At 35.5% G+C, this 18501-nt stretch carries 15 protein-coding genes; 2 read left to right on the forward strand and 13 right to left on the reverse strand.

Annotated features, from left to right (window positions below; genetic code table 11):
* Positions 1-2 precede the first annotated feature (2 nt).
* Positions 3-464, forward strand: coding sequence for a DUF6265 family protein (locus CHB80_RS15045; RefSeq protein WP_089372323.1), 462 nt, complete (start codon positions 3-5; stop codon positions 462-464).
* Between the two features lie 83 nt (positions 465-547).
* Positions 548-2557: a type I pullulanase gene (gene pulA / locus CHB80_RS15050; RefSeq protein ID WP_089372324.1), complete on the forward strand. Its 2010-nt coding sequence runs from the start codon at positions 548-550 to the stop codon at positions 2555-2557.
* A gap of 39 nt (positions 2558-2596) precedes the next feature.
* On the opposite strand, the gene CHB80_RS15055 is transcribed toward pulA, so the two are convergent.
* From CHB80_RS15055 to CHB80_RS15115, 13 genes are all read right to left on the reverse strand, one after another.
* Positions 2597-3754, reverse strand: coding sequence for a flavohemoglobin expression-modulating QEGLA motif protein (locus CHB80_RS15055; protein WP_089372325.1), 1158 nt, complete (start codon positions 3752-3754; stop codon positions 2597-2599).
* Between the two features lie 45 nt (positions 3755-3799).
* Complete coding sequence (locus CHB80_RS15060) at positions 3800-4651, reverse strand: N-formylglutamate amidohydrolase (protein WP_089372326.1); 852 nt, start codon at positions 4649-4651, stop codon at positions 3800-3802.
* Positions 4644-5675, reverse strand: a complete 1032-nt coding sequence (gene gshB, locus CHB80_RS15065) for a glutathione synthase (RefSeq protein ID WP_089372327.1) — start codon at positions 5673-5675, stop codon at positions 4644-4646. The genes CHB80_RS15060 and gshB overlap by 8 nt, the downstream gene beginning before the upstream one ends.
* A 98-nt stretch (positions 5676-5773) precedes the next feature.
* Positions 5774-6571, reverse strand: a complete 798-nt coding sequence (locus CHB80_RS15070; RefSeq protein WP_089372328.1) for a hypothetical protein — start codon at positions 6569-6571, stop codon at positions 5774-5776.
* 116 nt (positions 6572-6687) lie between these two features.
* Complete coding sequence (locus CHB80_RS15075; protein WP_089372329.1) at positions 6688-8133, reverse strand: dicarboxylate/amino acid:cation symporter; 1446 nt, start codon at positions 8131-8133, stop codon at positions 6688-6690.
* A 96-nt stretch (positions 8134-8229) separates the two neighbouring features.
* Entirely contained in the window at positions 8230-9294 is a 1065-nt protein-coding gene (gene aroC, locus CHB80_RS15080) for a chorismate synthase (RefSeq protein ID WP_089372330.1), read from the reverse strand.
* 100 nt (positions 9295-9394) lie between these two features.
* Positions 9395-12007 carry an eCIS core domain-containing protein gene (locus CHB80_RS15085; protein WP_089372331.1) on the reverse strand — a complete coding sequence of 871 codons (2613 nt, stop codon included), beginning with the start codon at positions 12005-12007 and terminating at the stop codon, positions 9395-9397.
* A 1-nt stretch (position 12008) separates the two neighbouring features.
* Positions 12009-12515: a hypothetical protein gene (locus CHB80_RS15090; protein ID WP_089372332.1), complete on the reverse strand. Its 507-nt coding sequence runs from the start codon at positions 12513-12515 to the stop codon at positions 12009-12011.
* A 12-nt stretch (positions 12516-12527) separates the two neighbouring features.
* Entirely contained in the window at positions 12528-13883 is a 1356-nt protein-coding gene (locus CHB80_RS15095) for an ATP-binding protein (protein ID WP_089372333.1), read from the reverse strand.
* Positions 13873-14796, reverse strand: a complete 924-nt coding sequence (locus CHB80_RS15100) for a hypothetical protein (RefSeq protein ID WP_089372334.1) — start codon at positions 14794-14796, stop codon at positions 13873-13875. Before CHB80_RS15100 ends, CHB80_RS15095 begins: the two co-directional genes overlap by 11 nt.
* A 159-nt stretch (positions 14797-14955) precedes the next feature.
* Positions 14956-15483: a hypothetical protein gene (locus CHB80_RS15105; protein WP_089372335.1), complete on the reverse strand. Its 528-nt coding sequence runs from the start codon at positions 15481-15483 to the stop codon at positions 14956-14958.
* Positions 15484-15641: 158 nt separating this feature from the next.
* On the reverse strand, positions 15642-16463 hold the full coding sequence (locus CHB80_RS15110; protein WP_089372336.1) for a hypothetical protein: 822 nt from the start codon (positions 16461-16463) through the stop codon (positions 15642-15644).
* Positions 16464-16485: 22 nt separating this feature from the next.
* Positions 16486-18483 carry a coiled-coil domain-containing protein gene (locus CHB80_RS15115; protein WP_089372337.1) on the reverse strand — a complete coding sequence of 666 codons (1998 nt, stop codon included), beginning with the start codon at positions 18481-18483 and terminating at the stop codon, positions 16486-16488.
* Between the last annotated feature and the right edge of the window lie 18 nt (positions 18484-18501).

Below are 18501 nucleotides of genomic sequence, written 5' to 3' on the forward strand. Positions count from 1 at the left end.
TTATGAAATCCATCTTATATCTTGTTAGTTTTCTTTTCATTATATCTTGCCAGAAAACAAAAACACCTAATTTTCCAAAAGGAGACTTTGATTATCTCATAGGGAATTGGGAACGAACCAATGAGCAAGAAGGCAAAGAAACCTACGAAATTTGGGAGCAAACTGATAAAAATAAATATAATGGTATCGGGTATACCCTTCAAAATAATGACACCATTTGGAAAGAAAAGATGCGACTTACACAGCGTGATACAATCTGGATGTTAGAAATATATAATGGTACTGAACCTATAGTGCCTTTTACAATAGTAAAAAGAACTCCCACTAGTTTTGTAGCTCATAATCCTTCTAATGAGTTTCCTACCCATATTCAATATCGGTATTTTGATGATACGATCACTGCCATCGTTTCTTCTAAAGAAATGGAAATTCCATTTATTTTTTGGAGAGTAGAAGAAGAATAGATAAAAGATATCTTATATATTAGGAGTGTTCTAAAAAGTAACTTATTCTTGAGAACCTTTTGAAAAAACAAACAATCTATCTAATGCGCCGTATTCTATTTTTTTCGTGTATTCTTATGTCCATACTATCCTGCAAAGAACAGCCAAAACATATTCCAGAAATATATGAATCCTATACTGATTATAAAGGACCTGAAAATAAAGACTTATGGCTAGCCTATAGTAAGGAAGCTACTACGTTTAAAATGTGGTCTCCAGTTGCCGCAAAAGTGCAAGTACATTTGTATAAAAACGGCCATGATGGAAAACCTTATGAAACCTACCAGCTAGAACCATCTACAAATAGTATATGGACAAAAACGCTCAAAGGTGATTATGACGGAACCTATTATACCTATCAAATACACGTAGATGGGGCATGGTTAAAAGAGACGCCTGGCATTTATGCAAAAGCAGTTGGGGTAAATGGAAATAGAGCGATGGTTTTGGATCTGGAACGTACCAATCCAGAAGGATGGGCAACAGATAAAGGCCCTTCTTTAAAAAGCCCTAATGATGCTGTAATTTATGAATTACATATCCGAGATATGACTATACATCCTCAATCAGGATCGACGATGCCTGGTAAATATCTAGGATTGGTTGAAAATGGAACGAAAGGACCTAATGGCGAAGCGACAGGATTTGATCATATGCGTGACCTAGGCATTACACACGTACATCTTCTACCTACCTATGATCATTATTCTATAGACGAAACCAAATTAGACACGCCACAATTCAATTGGGGATATGATCCTCAGAATTATAATGTACCCGAAGGTTCTTTCTCTTCAGATCCTTACAACGCCGAAGTGCGCATCAAAGAATTTAAAGAGATGGTCTTACGTTTTCACGAAAGTGGAATTGGCGTTATCCTAGACGTTGTGTATAATCATACCGGAATGCCAAACGATAAAGGAGATACCAACGGCTCAAATTTTAGCTTAGAATTTCCAGGATATTATTATCGCCAAAATGAAGATGGTTCTTATGCAAATGCTTCGGCCTGTGGAAATGAAACAGCCTCTGATCGTGAGATGATGCGCGAGTTTATGGTGCAATCTGTCAAGTATTGGGCGGAAGAGTATCATCTAGACGGATTTCGTTTTGATCTCATGGGAATTCACGATATCGAAACCATGAATATCATTACCGAAACGCTAGAAGAAGTAAATCCTAACATTTTTGTGTATGGCGAAGGTTGGACGGCAGGAGATTCGCCACTCCCCCTTGAAGACAGAGCATTAAAAGCGCATATACAAGGAATGCCAGCTATAACTGCATTTAGTGATGATATCAGAGATGGATTAAAAGGTTCTGTATTTGATGACCAAAGTACGGGGTTTGTAAGTGGTGCAACAGCAACCGAAGAGTCTGTAAAATTTGGTGTTGTAGGTTCCATTCAACATCCGCAGATTGATTATAAAGCGGTTAACTATTCTGATGATCCATGGACAAATGAACCTTGGCAAGCTATTTCATATGTATCCTGCCATGATAATCATACACTCTATGATAAATTACATGTCTCTCGAAGAGATGCTACCGAAGAGGCAATTATTAAAATGGATAAACTAGCAAATGCGATTGTCCTTACATCACAAGGAATTCCTTTTATTCATGCTGGTGCAGAACTTTTGCGTACAAAAAATGAAGAGCATAACTCTTATAACTTACCCGATACCATCAACCAGATAGATTGGAATCGCAAAACTCAACATGCTGATGTTGTCAATTATTATAAAAATCTCATTGCATTACGTAAAGCACATCCTGCATTTAGAATGCCTACAGCAACAGAAGTTCGTAAGAATCTAACATTTAAAACGCAAAAAGAAGGTCTAGTGAGTTACCAACTAAGTAATCATGCAAACGGAGATACTTGGGCAACTATCTATGTGATTTATAATGCACAAACAAAACCCTATACATACCCACTAAAAGGAAATTGGAAAACAGCCGTGCTTGGTGATGATTTCAAAACTACTAAAACAGTTTCAGGAACGATTACTGTTCCAGACCTATCTATGGTTGTTTTGTATCAGGAGTAACTATTTGTGAAGGTCGTTATAGAAATACAGCACAACTCCCTACTTTAAATTCTTAAGTATAAAATCTAATTTGGTATTTGTATTTAGATTTTTAGCATAAGAATCGGTGATATGCTTACTAGGAATGGCTAATCCCATATCCATCATTTTCTTAATTACAGGAAGGTTTTCTAACGTCACTTTTCCTGTAAGTAATAAGGATAAGTCTTCCCCTTTTTGATAATAATCGTAAATCTTTTTAAGTCCTGTTAAGTACAAGAAATCTTTGGTAAACCCACCACCTCTATGAACACGTAGTGTAATCTGCCATGCTTTTTCTTTAGAAACTTTGTACTGATTAAAAAGTAAATCAAAGGTATCTACAAAGCTATACCCTTTTATAAGACTATCTGCTGCAATCACACGGTGCGCCAATTCTTTAAGACGGCTTAGTGTCAAATTACCACTCATGTACTCACTAAAAACGGCCAATCCTTCTTGGGTCTCTGTATTATTTACAAAACCATTAGAGAATATTTTTAATGGCTGTGATTTGCCATTATGAGTAGTCACTAAGTGAACACCTATCTCATGATTTGCCAGCACTTCAATTTGATTTTTACAGAAAGAATGATTCTTCTTTAACAGCATGGTATCTGAAGCATTCAAGACCATAGCCGCTGCAGAGATATGATTACTTTGTTTGATATTGAAATCAAAATCATATCGTTTTCCAAACTCTTCAAAATAAGCTTGTGCTTCTTTTACATTGTATTTTGGAATCATTGCTTCTCCCTCATTTTCATCTGCAAAATGAAGAATAAAACGTGCATTTTCTACATCGCGTTCTTTAGGAGTTCCAAATACTTTCAGATTGTTATAATAGAATTTTTTTCCTTTTCCTATCGTTTCTATACACGCAATAAGTCCCGAATACTCATAGATAATATCGCGGTATAAACGTCTGATATCATCATCTTCTATACGTTCTAGGCGTTGATTAAAAAACAAACGCTGCAACTTAAAAGGACTGAATTTTATTTTGCGATACTTAAACTGAGGTTCTACGGTATATTTACTCGCAAAAAAACGCTTCTTCTCTACCTCTATATTCAAAGGATTGAGATAGTTCAGTAATTCAATATTATGAACTAATCGATCAAGGTTTTGATCAATTTCAAAAATAGCGGCATTAGTGTCAACAGCTTGAAAGTGCATAGCAATATTTAGAACGTCAAAAATATAAAATTCTTACCGACTAGACTAGCTTGGTAGCAATCCATTTTTCAAGATAAAATCATTGTAAAAAGTAGTCGCATGATTGCGCAAGGTAAGTTTTAGTTGTTGTTCTATAGCATCTACCACTTCTGGATATAAAATATAGTCATACTCATCACAATAGATTTTTGAAAACTCTGTCGCAAGTACTAAAGTATTTTGGGTATTTTCAGTAATATATTTCAAGAAATATCCATTGCCTTGAAAGGTATCATTAATGGCAGCAGTGGTTTCTATATCATGAGGTAATGTAATATTTTTTAGTGCGTCGCACCACGCTTTCGCGAAAGCGGAAAAACGTTCATTATCAATATTCTTAGTACCTAGGTTTATAACAGGAACAGGTCTGTCCCATCGTTTCCAGTTATAGGAATGCATATCATATACAATAGCGCCTCCAAATTTTTCTTCCATTTTTGAGACCAATGCATGCACTACCTTGTAGAAAGTAGCATGTTTGGAAAGACTTTTTTGTTTTTGATCTTCTGGTAAGGGAGTTCTCCATAATTGTTTTCCCCAAGCGTCGTCATAAATGGCTGTTTCTGGCGCACGATTAAGGTCATACTCAAATCGGCTATCCATTCCTGCAATCACCATAGGGTTGGATTGAACCATTTGCTTGGTACATGGGTCTTCCTCATACCAACGATCATATTCAGAGTGCAAGCAATTGTCCCATAATTCTTTTCTAAACTGGTGTCCGTCATGTACGGCACCACAAAGAAAGTAAGTGTATTCTTCTATTTTAAGCGTAAATGAATAATCATCAGAAACGGCATGAAAAGGTTCTTCCATTTCAATTTTTGAAATCATGTCGTCACTTGAAAGTCTAAGCATCTGCTACCGTTTTTCTGAGTTTAGCTCTTCGTTCTATACGACTTACGCGTTCTAATACTTTATCTTCTACAAAATTGATCACCTTTTCTTGAAGCTTTGTTTTATAGACTTTATTGATATAGGTAATGCCCCCTGGGCTCATCACATTTACTTCTACAAGCATTCCATTAATCACATCAATACCTACAAAATAGAGTCCGTCTTTTACGAGTTTAGGACCGATGCGACGACATAATTCTTTTTCTTGCTTAGTAAGCGAATGCTTCTGTACACTTCCACCTGCCGATACATTAGATCTATGATCATCATTACCAGGAACACGCTTCATTGCGCCTATAGGTTTTCCATTTAATATTAAGATTCGAACATCCCCTTGGTCGGCACCAGGTATATAATCTTGAAGTATCACATAATTGGTCGTTCCATCTTTATTATCTATATAAAAATCTAATAAGGAACGGATACTTGACATGGCACGTTTTTCTATAAGAATAACACCCGAACCTCCAAAACCATTAAGTGGTTTTAAGATCATTTTATCTTCTTCAGACTCTTTAATCATTTTGATCAGATAGTCTTTATTTTTAGTCACATGCGTACGCGGAATAAAATCACGGGTATTATCTTCAAAGGCTGCTGTATATAATTTATTATTTGCACGTCGTATTCCATCTACATCGTTCATAATAAACACATCATCTTTTACAGAGTCTAAGAAGTTGAGCATGATCATATCCAACGGTGGGTTGCTACGTAGTATAATGACATCAAAACCTGCTAAGGGAAGCATCTCTTCTCGTAAAGTCGCTTTTTTATGAAAGGATTTTAAGTTGCTAGGGACTTTTTCCATTTTGTTGATAGCCCTACAAAACACAAAAGTTTCACTATCTCTAATGGTCAAATTTGCGGGTGTTGTAATCGCAACACCGTGATTACGCTTTACACACTCATGAATTAAAGAAAGGGTTGTATCATTATCTGGGTCCATTTCCTCCCATGGATACATTATGTAGCATACATTCATAAAGTCAAATTTTAGTGTACCTAAAATACTAAAATTGATGAAACAATAAATAAGTTTCCAAATTTTTATATTAAAAATAAATGCTATCCGTTCAAAATTTATTCAAATACACGAAAATTATCAAAACCCGCTTTATCTTCATTTCCATTTTGATTAACGATAATAGTTATACGAACATTAGTAACTGTTATAGGTATATTAATTGTTTCTGTTCCGCTTAAAGAGGCGTCTGCATTTCCTTCAAGAATCGTATATATGCCTTGACTTACATCATCATAAAATAATTGATAGGAAACACTATCTCCAGTATCAAATTCAAAAATGTCATAATCAAAACTTAGTTTAGGTGCTGTAGCAGATGAAATATCTACATTATCAAATACAATCATATGATCTACATTCATTCCTGCGATAGGGTTATCTAAATCACTACACCCTAGAAAATTGCCTGTAAAATCAGTAATATTATCTAATGATCCCACTACCGCCCATATATCTTCTAAAGCAGGAATAGTGTAGCTTGTTGGAGTTAGTGTGAAATTCCAAGAAGTAGTTGCATCAAAATCTTGCGCTGCAAATACAGTAAATCCCGGAAAAAAAGGATCATCTGTACACACCCATGTAGTTCCCGTAAAAAACTGTAAACACTGCACGCCTTCTACCGAATCATTAATAAAAACAAGTAATCCTACATCTGTAGTCGCTGTATTGATTAAGTTTCTTTGTGCTATGGTCATGACGGGAGGCATCAAGCCTCTATACGTAGCTCCTCCATCAGATGTTGAACTTACTTCTAACATAGAAGCTGCCGAAGGGGTTGTGGTTCCTATCCCCACTTGGGCATAAGAAATAGAAATAAAAAATAAGAAGATAAGGTGTGCTATATTTTTTTGCATGGCTATATACGATTAAGTAACGTCCACGCATATAGACATCTACATTTTAATTATTACAATTATACAACTATTTTTAAATCTCGCTTATTCTTTTAAAGTTTTTTTCTAGAAAGAGATTATTTCTCAGGATCAAAAGCGTCATCTGGATCTTTATTTGGATCATAGTTCATCATGCCTTCCCCTTTAGCAATGATAGAAGATACGGTAGCATCTCCTGTTACATTCACAACCGTACGACACATATCTAAAATACGATCTACAGGGAAGATAATAGCGATCCATGCTGGATTGAGTCCTACAGAACCTAAAACGACAATTAACATCACTAATCCTGCACTAGGCACTGCAGCAGAGCCTATAGAGGCTAGAGTTGCCGTAAGAACAATCGTAAGTTGTTGTCCTAAGGTCAAATCTATCATATGAAATTGTGCTAAAAACACCACTACAATTGCTTGGTACAATACTGTACCATCCATGTTTACGGTAGCACCAATAGGTAATACAAAGCTCGTTATCTTTTTATCTACACCAAGATTGTCTTCTACACATTCCATAGTAACAGGAAGTGTTGCAGCACTACTAGATGTAGAAAAAGCAGTAGTTTGCGCTAGTCCCATCGCCTTAAAGAATCCACCATAAGGCACCACACGAACAATTAATTTCATAATAAGCGGGTATACAATAAAGACCATTAATGCTAATCCTAACACAACCGTAAACGAATACCACGATAAACCTTTAAAGATTTCAATTACTTTTCCTACATCATTTCCGGCCATTTTACTAATGACACCTGCTAATAAGGCAAACACAAAAAACGGTGCTGCTTGCATTACAAAATCAATCATCTTTAAGAAAGCTTCCATCATTCCATCTACAAGCTTAATAACAGGTGCAGCTTTCTCTTTAGGAATAAATAATAAACTGATCCCAAAGAAAAGTGCAAAAAAGATCACTTGTAGCATCAAGCCATTATCTGTTAATGACTTAAAAATATTCTGAGGTACTAAATCAACTAAGGGTTTTAAAGGTCCATCCTTCTTATTTTTTTCTACAGTTTCAAGGCGTGAAGCAACGGCTTCGTCTATGGTTTTATTTTTTTCTACTTCAGTCACCGCAGCAACACGATCTTTATATTGCGGGTCTTGTAAAAAATTCAATCCATCTTTCACCTCAACGCCTGCATCTTGCGCCCATAATTCATAACTAATTCGGTTATCAATACGGCTCGATTCATCTACCATTTTACCAGGCATCATGACATTTACCAGTACTAGCCCTAAAGCAACTGCTAGTAGCGTAGTCGCTAAATAAGCAATAAGGGTCTTCCCTCCCATTCTTCCTAAACTAGAAGGGTCACCTATTCCAGTCACTCCATTGATAATAGAAAATAATACAAGTGGTACAGCAATCAATTTCAGAAGATTGATAAATATGGTTCCAAAAGGAGCAATCCAATTGTCTGTAAACGTGCTCCATCCTAGCGAACTAGAGACTAATGCCCATATAATTCCTAGTACTAAACCAATAATAATCTTCCAATGTAATGCTAGTTTTTTCATCTATGTATTTGTTTTCGCGAAAGCGGACAAAAAACCCACTTTGCTTTTAAATTTATGATATTTTCCCAACGTATTTTAGAGTCTTCTAAAGATACATTATAACTTGATTGATTTATCTCTCAACATAAAATCGGCAATGACCAATGCTGCCATGGCATCTACAATAGGCACAGCTCTAGGCACCACACAAGGATCATGTCTTCCTTTTCCTTGCATCTCGACCACATTCCCATTGGCATCTATGGTTTCTTGCTTTTGCATGATCGTAGCCACAGGTTTAAAGGCAACTTTAAAATAGATATCCATCCCATTACTGATCCCGCCTTGCACACCACCACTTAGATTGGTTTTTGTACTGCCATCTGCATTAAAGATATCATTATGATCGCTTCCTTTCATTTTTGCCCCTTCAAAACCACTTCCGTACTCAAATCCTTTGACGGCATTGATGGAAAGCATGGCTTTTCCGAGTTCGGCATGGAGTTTATCAAATACAGGTTCGCCCAATCCTACAGGTACGTTTTGGATCACACAGGTAATCACGCCTCCTATGGTATCACCTTCTTTTCTAATCTCTTTGATTCTGTCTATAAACGCTTTCGCGAAAGCGTCATCAGGACATCTCACATCATTACTATCAATCTTACTAAAGTCGAGGTCTTTGTAGGGAATATCCATTTCCAATTCCCCCACCGAAGAGGTATAGGAATGAATTTTAATATCTTTTAAAAACTGTTTTGCAATCGCACCTGCTACCACTCTACTGGCTGTCTCACGTGCCGAAGAACGTCCACCACCGCGATAATCACGCGTACCATACTTTTGATCATAGGTATAATCGGCATGGCTAGGGCGATAGGTGTCTTTGATATGTGAATAGTCTTTGGACTTCTGATTGGTATTTACAATTTCAAAACCAATAGGTGTTCCCGTGGTAGTCCCTTCAAAGATTCCTGAAAGGAAATCTACAGTATCGGGTTCTTTACGTTGGGTTACAATTTTGGATTGTCCAGGCTTGCGACGCTCTAATTCTTTTTGAATCGCTTCAAAATCAAGTTCTAGTCCCGCTGGGCATCCATCTATAATGCCTCCAATAGCTTTTCCGTGTGATTCTCCAAAAGTTGTGAGTTTAAAAAGGGTTCCGTAGGTATTTCCAGCCATAAAGTAAGAATCGTGCGTTTATTCTAGGTTTAAAAACAAATGTAATTTTAATATACGACACTTGAAAATGGATTTAGAGAGAAAATGAGTATTAAAGTTATTATATCTCCTCGTCTTCTTTTTTCTTTATTTCCCATAATGCGGTGATACTGTCTGCATCTCCCTTTTCTTTTAATTTCTTGTCTTCCACGAGTTTTTGATATCTTAGTTCTAACTCTTTCTGTACTGCATCTACAAATTCTTGATCATCAGGCTCCCATTCCCATTTTATTTCTACATTTTTAAGTTTGCTACTTGCTTCTTTTTCAGATTCAAATATTTGAACATGTCCATCTTCTGGAAACCAAGGATCTATTTCCTTTAAAATAGGTTTTTTATCTTCAGTCATATCTTTAACTAATACAGAACGATGTTTATTAAATTCTTCTGAAGGTGGTGTTATCTCATAATCTTTATCAGACTTTGGTTCATAACTAATCAATACTGGACTTTTCCCTTTATCTACAAGGTTTAAAAATGTAGCAGCCGAGATATGATCACAGGAACCACCTCCAGTTTTCCTTAATACAAAGTCTTTCCATACAATCTCTATGAGATTAGAAAAATCAAAATCAGTATACCTAATCTTTTTTAATTGATCTGCCCTATTTTTTCCTCCTGTATTTTCAGCAACATGTGCTGATACCATCTTTTCATCATCACCTTCCTCTGTCATAAAGTTCTTTCTATACAATGCATCCCTGCCTAGATAAGCCATACTCTGAACATCAATAGTAGAAGAATCCATTGAATTTTTTTGTTCTAATAGTAAACTTTCTAATTGTGACGCTTTAGCAAAACTTTCTTTTGCTTTTTTGGAACTTGTTGTTTGATTTCCTGGACCATCGGACATTTTTCCCCTCACTTCTTTAACAGTATCTTCTTCATCACTAAATTGTATTGGAGCATCACTTTGCAGTTGTGCGACTTGTTGTACTGGTTTACTTAATGCAAGAGTCATAGCATTAGGATATCGATCTACATTCTCACTATGAAAAGATTGTGCTTCTGGACCATACATTCTAAAGAAATAACGAGGATCCGAATCGGCAGGCTCATCAGTACTTGCTTCTTCTTTTTGCCTTACATAATTTTCCATAGTAATATAATCTGCGCCACTCCTAGCAATCACTGTCGCAAAATGATACGGTGCAGGATTATCAATATAATTTCCTGTACGATAATCCATCACACTTATTCCATCTCCTTCTTCATTTTTTATTGAATTTCCTGTTGAAAAAATAGCCATAGCATCTCCTGCATCTGGTGCAGCACTTTCATTAATTCCTAATTGGTCTATGATTGCATTGGCTCCAGGTTGATTTAAAAATTCCTCAGAATACTCCTGTCCAATTATATCTGGCATGTTAGGATCTGTAGATTTTGTTTTATTATCGTAACCAATAATTTTATATATAGATTCATTGGACGAATCTCTTGCCGTATTCATAAGCTGTTCTTCATCACTAGGATCAGTTGTACTAAATATACTAGACATCTTATTGTATGCTCTACTCATATATGAAGAAGCATCGTAATCATTTTTATCTTTAAGATATGCTGGTAGAAATCTCATAAGCCTGGGAACCAAATCTCGCCCTAGTACTCCAGAAGGGGCATTAATATCATTTGTATTATCATTATATTTTACATGGAACCCACCTTGATCACCATTCAATTTTGTAATTGAACAAGCAGCTTCATTACAATTTTCTGGAATTCTAATATTGGTTCCTGTAGCCTGATCTTCAGCGCCTTTATTTTTAATAGGAACAATAAGGTCTAACACATGTGCCAACCCATTTTCATCGTGTACTGTAATCGTAGCAGATCCCATATCAAACGATATAGGAGAGTTAATAGCTTCCATAGCATTATTAGCTTGTTGTAGAATATCTCCATCTGCATAGAAAAATTTTGCTTGCCGAGCTCCTAACTCAGAGTCTTCTATCGCCATCTTTCCAGTAACAGCTACACGTACTTTACTTGTCTCTTTTGTTTCAAGTTGAGCTCCATTTCCTGTATCATCTAAAAATGTTTTCCCTCCTCCTTCTTTATTTCTAGAGACCTGCGATGTAAAACTTCCATCGACCTCAGCATCTGGTACAATATATCGTTGGGTTGTGTTTTTTGAAATAGTAACAGTTTGTAGATTAGGTATTCTATCTATTGACTGTAATTGCAACGCCTTCTCCCCCATCTCATCGGCCTCTTTTTCTAGCCCTTCATCATCATTAATATTCACTTTACTTTTTAGTTGCTTAGTGGGTTGTACGCGTCCTTGCTTTTGTTGTACTACATGCCAAGCCTCATGAGGTAAGTGTTTTTCTTGTCCCGAAGCGAGATGGATATCGGTTCCTTGTGCATAGGCATGGGCATTGAGTTGTGTGGGTTTGTCTGAATTGTAATGCACTTTCACGTCGTCCATAGCATATCCAGAAAGGTTTTCAATACCCGATTTTAAATCATCAGGAAGTCCTGTATTGTTTTCCTTTTTTTGAATAGGAAGCGTACTTGTGCTATTTTCTACTGCACTTAAAGTTTTTTGCTGTATGGTAGTTGAAGGTCTATTATCTTCTAGAAACATGCCGTTTTCTCCAGCATCTCTGATAGTGGTTTCTTGAGAAGAATTTGCTTCTTTATCTTTACCTTGTATGTGATTGTGAAAACTCATCCTATTCTTTTATAGATACTTCTACGGGGCCTTGAACTCCTTTATAATTCATTACAGAACAATAATTATAATCATGTGTGAGTGCTTGCAATCTTTTAAGTTTAGGGCTATAATAGGGCAGCACTACGTCTTTGCCTATAAGCAATTGGATTAAGTATCTATTTTGTAATGTATGTTTTGTAAACATATGATACTTATCATGTAAGTACACCAACTTTTCTTCTTCTTTATCTAATTTCAAATAAGCATATACACCAGCTTCTATTTGTTCAGAAAGAACCGTAAGTATATGATGTATATCATGTTTATGGGAAGTCATAATAAGGCATACATGACTCCGCGTTATTAAATACCCAGTAATTTTAATTTTTTCGTGATATACACAATAATTAAGTGCAATACTAACAATCACCGGTACCTCATCCTTTGGAAGGTCTTCTATCCAAGGACCCAAATGTAAAAGCAAGCTATGCTTTTTATGGGTAGGTTTTTGTTTTGCTGTACTCATGGTGTTTATATACTACTGTAATCGTGTGATTGTTTTATTTTCTTTTTTGAATTCTCTTCGCAAACCTGCTAACAGCTCATGAGATGTAACCACGGTATCATTTCTTTTGATTGCTGCTAATGCGCAGAATCTTAAAATATTAATAATAGCGCCTCCTGCAAGTTCATAGTCTTGCGCGATTTTCCTTAGGTCTATATCAGGATGTAACGTGCAGGTATCTGAAAAGGCCTTTTGCCATAATGTATAACGCTCTTCCGGACTAGGTATACTAAAATGAATCATAGATTGAAAACGCCTTGTAAATGCTTCATCCATGTTTGCTTTTAAGTTGGATGCAAGAATAACAACGCCAGGAAAGTCTTCGATACGTTGCAATAAATAAGACGTTTGCTGATTGGCATGCCTATCATTGGAAGAGTTTGCTTCGGTACGCTTCCCAAACAAGGCATCGGCTTCATCAAAAAACAGAATCCAATCCTGATACTGAGCAATATCAAAAATTTTAGAAAGGTTTTTTTCTGTTTCTCCTATGTATTTTGAAACGATCATAGAGAGATCTACTCGATATACTTCCCTACCTGATGCTTTTCCTAATAGTGAAACAGTTAAGGTCTTTCCTGTACCTGGAGGTCCATAAAACAATGCTCTATACCCTGGTTTTATTTTTCTATATAATCCCCAATCATTCATTAATGTATGCCCATGTTCTAACCATGCATTAATCTCTGATACTTGATCCATTACAATATCATTAAGCACCAAGTCTTCCCAATGTAAATGGGTGTGTAATTGTGTAGCTGGGAAGGTGCTACTATGTTCTAACTTGGGTTTTTCTCCTTTTATAAAAAAATCTAACCAGCGGTTATTGAGTCGTAATACCCCATTATGCTGAGGCGTAAATGACACCATGTTTTCAAGACTTACTACTTGCTCTTTATAAAGAATAGAATCCCCTCCTAGCGCTTTCAGAACTTCCAGTCGTGCTTCTATATCGCTAGAGGTTGCAATAAATAACAAGGTTTGTCCAGTAGGTAAAAAACCACTGTGGTGTTTATCTATAATACCTCCAAACTCTGTAAATCCTCTGTCATAGAGTTTATTTTTACCAAAAAAGATATCTAATACTTCTGGACGTATATGTGGTGCTATTGCTAATGCGAGTGTAAGACGCTCATAGATGGTTAATTCCCATTTTTTAAGAATGTTTGCATATGGAGTATCTACATCTGTATACGCTGGGGCTTCAATTTCTTTCCAATCTGTATAGTTTCCATCTTGTTTTAAATAGATACCTATTGCATGATGTATTACTTCTTGTAACCATTCTATCTCTTGATATAGTGTATATAATGGTGTATTAGTATCCATAAACTGTAAATAGCTTTTCTATATCATCCAGATTTGCATCTTCCCATTTAAAATAAGATAATGCTGTATTAGGATTAAGCTGATTCGCTTGCAACATATCTAAAACACATCCTTGTGCAGTCATAGATACAGAGCTAGGAAAATGTACCGTATCATGGTAAAAATCATACTCATAAAAGTCAGTAGCCCAATTTACTTTTTGCGAATTTTCTTTGATCAAATCACTTATAAACACATCCAATTTCCCTTGTTGCACGACTAATTTTTTGGCTTTAAAAAAGGACGGTTTTTTCTTCGTTTCTTTATGATAGTATTCTATATCTCGTGCTTGAATGGTTTTGGAGTTAGCATCTATAAATAGATCTACCAATCCAAAGCTTTCTGATTCTGTAGCGATCTCCAATTCTGCTTTTTCCGCTCCAGCTATAGCCAGTGTCCAATCTGAAGCAACTGCACTTTCGGTAACAACATATACTTCTCTAAAAGAAAATAAGGTTTGTGTGAGCTTTATAATTAATTCATTTTCGATCTCATTCCAGTTTATCAATTTTACTGCTTCTGGATCTTGCGCACAAAAGAAAAAACTCCCCTTTTCTTCAAATGCTAGTACTTGTTTACTAAACTTAAACTCACCATCTATGATATTGGTACCTTGATCTCTCCCTGAATATGGTTTTGACACACCATCATTAAAATTCCAATTGGCACCATTTAATGCAATCCCATTTTGAAGGACAATATCTTCTTTTGCAATAATACCGTTACGAAATATATTTCCTAGCAAAATCATTTCTCCATTACGAATTTGGAAAAAATCACCTGGATAAATATTCTGGTTGATCGGTTTGGTAGGAATAAATCCAGAGGTTCTACTATAAAAAGATCTATAAAACTTCTTAAATACGTTTTTCATAAGTTGTTTATTAAGTTATTATCTAGAAAGTTAACAAATAAGTAATTATCAGAGTTAGTGCGTTTATTACAATTGACTGGATGCTTCACATGGTTTGTTATGCATCATTAAACGGGTATACGCTTTCGCGAAAGCGTATAAAAGAAACACCTAATTAATTTATAGTGTCGTAGGATCTGCAGGTGCGTTTACAACAACAGCATTAGGTGTGGTAAATTCATAAGCATCAATACCACTTACCCATCCATGACCAGCAACTTTTCTATACCCACCGTGTTGCGCTATATAATGTACATGAGCTCTTAGATTATACCCTAAAACACTCCATTGAAACGTTACGGTGTAATCTTGTGAATCTCCTACTTGAGCTGCAATAGCACTATTCCATGCCGTAGAAGGGTCCCAAGCTGTATAAATATCTGGTCCATCTAAATAGGTTTCATCTTCATCACTATAGTCATCTTCATACAACTGATCTTCATATTCTTCATCATAATAATCATCTACATAGTCTTGTGTTGTTTTTTTATACTTATCTCCTCTTTCAAATTGGATAGGAGTAGTATGCTCTTTTCGTTGAACAACAGCCTGTCGATTATCTTCTAGGAAAACGCCATTATTCTTTTTTTGAACAACTTCCCCTGACTGAGATGTTCTGGCACTTATATTTTTCTTATGTGTATACATATCACTAGCTATTTACGTAAGATATGAAGCTATCTAAAAGTATCATTTTGTCGAATCTGTTTATTTTTTATCGCATTACTATTTACATATTAATGAGATTCTAAAATAAATTAAGAATGACGTATCCAAAATTATTTTTAGATAGCTTCAAAAGAAATTTATGATGCTAATGCTGCTGCATTTGCTGCCGCAAGACCAGCTTCTAACGAACTCAAATTCATCTTTGCGCTGTCTAAAGCAGTAGTTGCGTTGCTCAACTGCTTTGTTGTATCATTTTTAGCATCTAATGCTAGTGCATATAACTCTAATGCATTATCATACATCGTGTCTATTAGTGTCTTGATATTTGTTTTCGGAAGATCTTCATGTGTATTACTTGGGTCTTCTTTAGTCATAAAATCATATAGCTTTTCTGCATGAAAATTTTCTAATATAATGGCAGAATCAGATTCTGTAGTATTAGCGCGTGCTGTAAATACAGAGTCCAATGCAACTAAAGTGAGAGCTACTGCATTGTTTGCATTTGTCCCTGCATTGCCTACCATAGTGACTAACTCATCTGAAATAAGTGGGTTTTTTGCTTTTTCTCTCACTATTAAATTAGAAAGATAGTTTATCTCTTCAGCCGAATAGATTAATAAATCGATCACTTTTTTAATATCAAGTGCAACGGCTCCTATTTTTTCACAAGAACTCTTTATTTCTTTATCAATAATCTTTGAGCTTTTTTCAAGATCTATTACTTGGTCAACTACTTTATCTACTAATTCTTTATTGTTTAAAGCTTTAGTTTTATTTGCATCTCTAGCGGCTAATTGCGCTTCTACTTTTGTTGACTTTTCTGCCAATGAAGTAACGACAGCTTGTAACTCTTCTACTTGATTTTGAGCAGCAAGCACTTGAGAGGTTAAGGCGTCTAGTTCTTTTTTCTTTTCTTCTGTAATGCTCTTTGTTGGCATTAATGTTTGTAATGTACTCATACTTATATTTTTAATACGTTAGTTATTGCTTTTTAAAAGGTGCTGTTTTCTTAAAATCTGACAATGCATTTGTGATGGTCTTATTATTTTTCTCTGAATCACTAGAAATGGCTAATATCACAGGGATATAACTGCTTCCTTTTTTAAGTCTATTTCCAAAATTGTCAGTCATATTTGATTTTAATTCTATAGAATAACCTCCAGTACCTGTAGATGACTCTCCTGCAGGGGTGTAACTTCCTGCTGGAATTTTTTCGGCAATAGAAAGATCAAAACAAAATCCAGGAATTTCATATTCTGTGTGATTATGTTCTGGAACTTCAATACCAGAAGGGTCTTGATGTAATTTTTCCTTTTTCTTTTCTAAGGCTTCAATTTCTATTATAAGTAAATTCAGTGCGTCATCTATTGATGCTTTTTCAGCTTTTAATTTTTCTATAGCTGCTGTTGATTTTGGCGTAGCCTTACCACCTGCTCCTTTTTCTATTTTCTTAATGATTTTCTCTACATCACTTTCAAAGCCTTTTACTTCTGTAGTAAGCTTTGTTATTGTTTCTTCTATATCTTGTATTTGAGATGCTGTAGAAACGGGAGCTTCTATGGCACATAGTTCTCCGATCGTTAACAAGCCTTTTGTTAACTCTTTATTATCTGGCAAGAATATACATCGGTAGTCTACTTTTGTTGTTACCACAGCCTGATTTACACTAAATGTAAGTTTTTGTGGTCCTTTGTCTTCTGAAGATGTATTAGCATCTGTTAGTTTTGTAGGTGGTATACCACTTGGAGTAACAGCTGTATTTGACGGTACATTTAAAAGATTTCTAACGGTAAATGTTGCAGACGGTGCTGTTAAATAATTATCAAATGTGTTGATTTTCTTTTTGTAATCAGCTTTTAAATTGGCATACATAAATACCACATAATTATCACCTAAAACAAATTCTTCACCATCAGAATCCAACAACTTATCTACTACAATTTCTTGTGAGTATGATGCTGCGTCATCTACAGCTGAGATTTCAATAAAAAACTTTTTATCAGTATCATTAGTTTTAGAAATAATATTTTCAGCATTAACGGTAGCAAATGTTTTTTTTGCGTCATTTTTCACCAAGAAGAGATAGTAATTGTCTACAGGTTGTATAGGTGTATATGTAGGAGGAACAGTCGTTTTATCTTCTTTAGGAAAAGGGCTTAAAAAAGCATTAAATGATACTGTATATTTCTCCTTCTCAGCAGATTTAGTGGGTGTTACTGTAGGTAATGCAACACTAAGATTTAAATTGAGTTCTTGGTTACTAACAACATATGAGGCTTCTGCAGCAATTTTTGTTGCGTTTACAGTTTCTAAATCTCCTTCGGCTTTCTTTTCGACATTATTTGCTGTTGCCAAATCTGTTGAAGAAGCTGTTACTGTATCTGTAGCTGCTGTAAGTTCGGCAGTAGCAGTATCTAACAGTGTTTTGATAGATGTATCTGTAGCTGTTGCTTTATCTGCTACAGTACTTGTTGCCACTTCGGCTATTGTTGCTGAAGCTTCCATACTATGTTGCGAAGCTAATTCGGCTTGATAAGCAGTGATATCCATGTTAGCTTTTACCGTCTGACTTTGGTCATAGATTTCTCCACCAAAGTTGGCCGCCTGAACAATACTATAGATACTCCCTGTATCACTAGCAAGTTTTACAATGGCATTGGTAGCTATTTGTACATTAGCAGCAGCTACAGCAGTATTGGTTACTGTAGTAGCCACTTGATCTTTTGCATTGGTAGCAGATCGTACTACATTGGTAGAAATATCACTATCAATTACAGCTTGTTCTGAGATATTTTCTTGGTCTTTGAGCTCGCTATTAGCATCGGCTAATTTTTCTGCAGCGGTCATGCGACTTCCTTCTGCATAATACAGAGATAATAAAGAGGCATCATATTGCCCTTTTAGTTTTTTAAGTTCTATTTCTTGATTGTTCAATGAAGTAACAATTTCAGAATGAAGATTTTCATTGTAAGAATTCATAGAAAATGATTTTTAGAT

The sequence above is a fragment of the Dokdonia pacifica genome (genome assembly GCF_900188275.1).
GTDB lineage: Bacteria > Bacteroidota > Bacteroidia > Flavobacteriales > Flavobacteriaceae > Dokdonia > Dokdonia pacifica.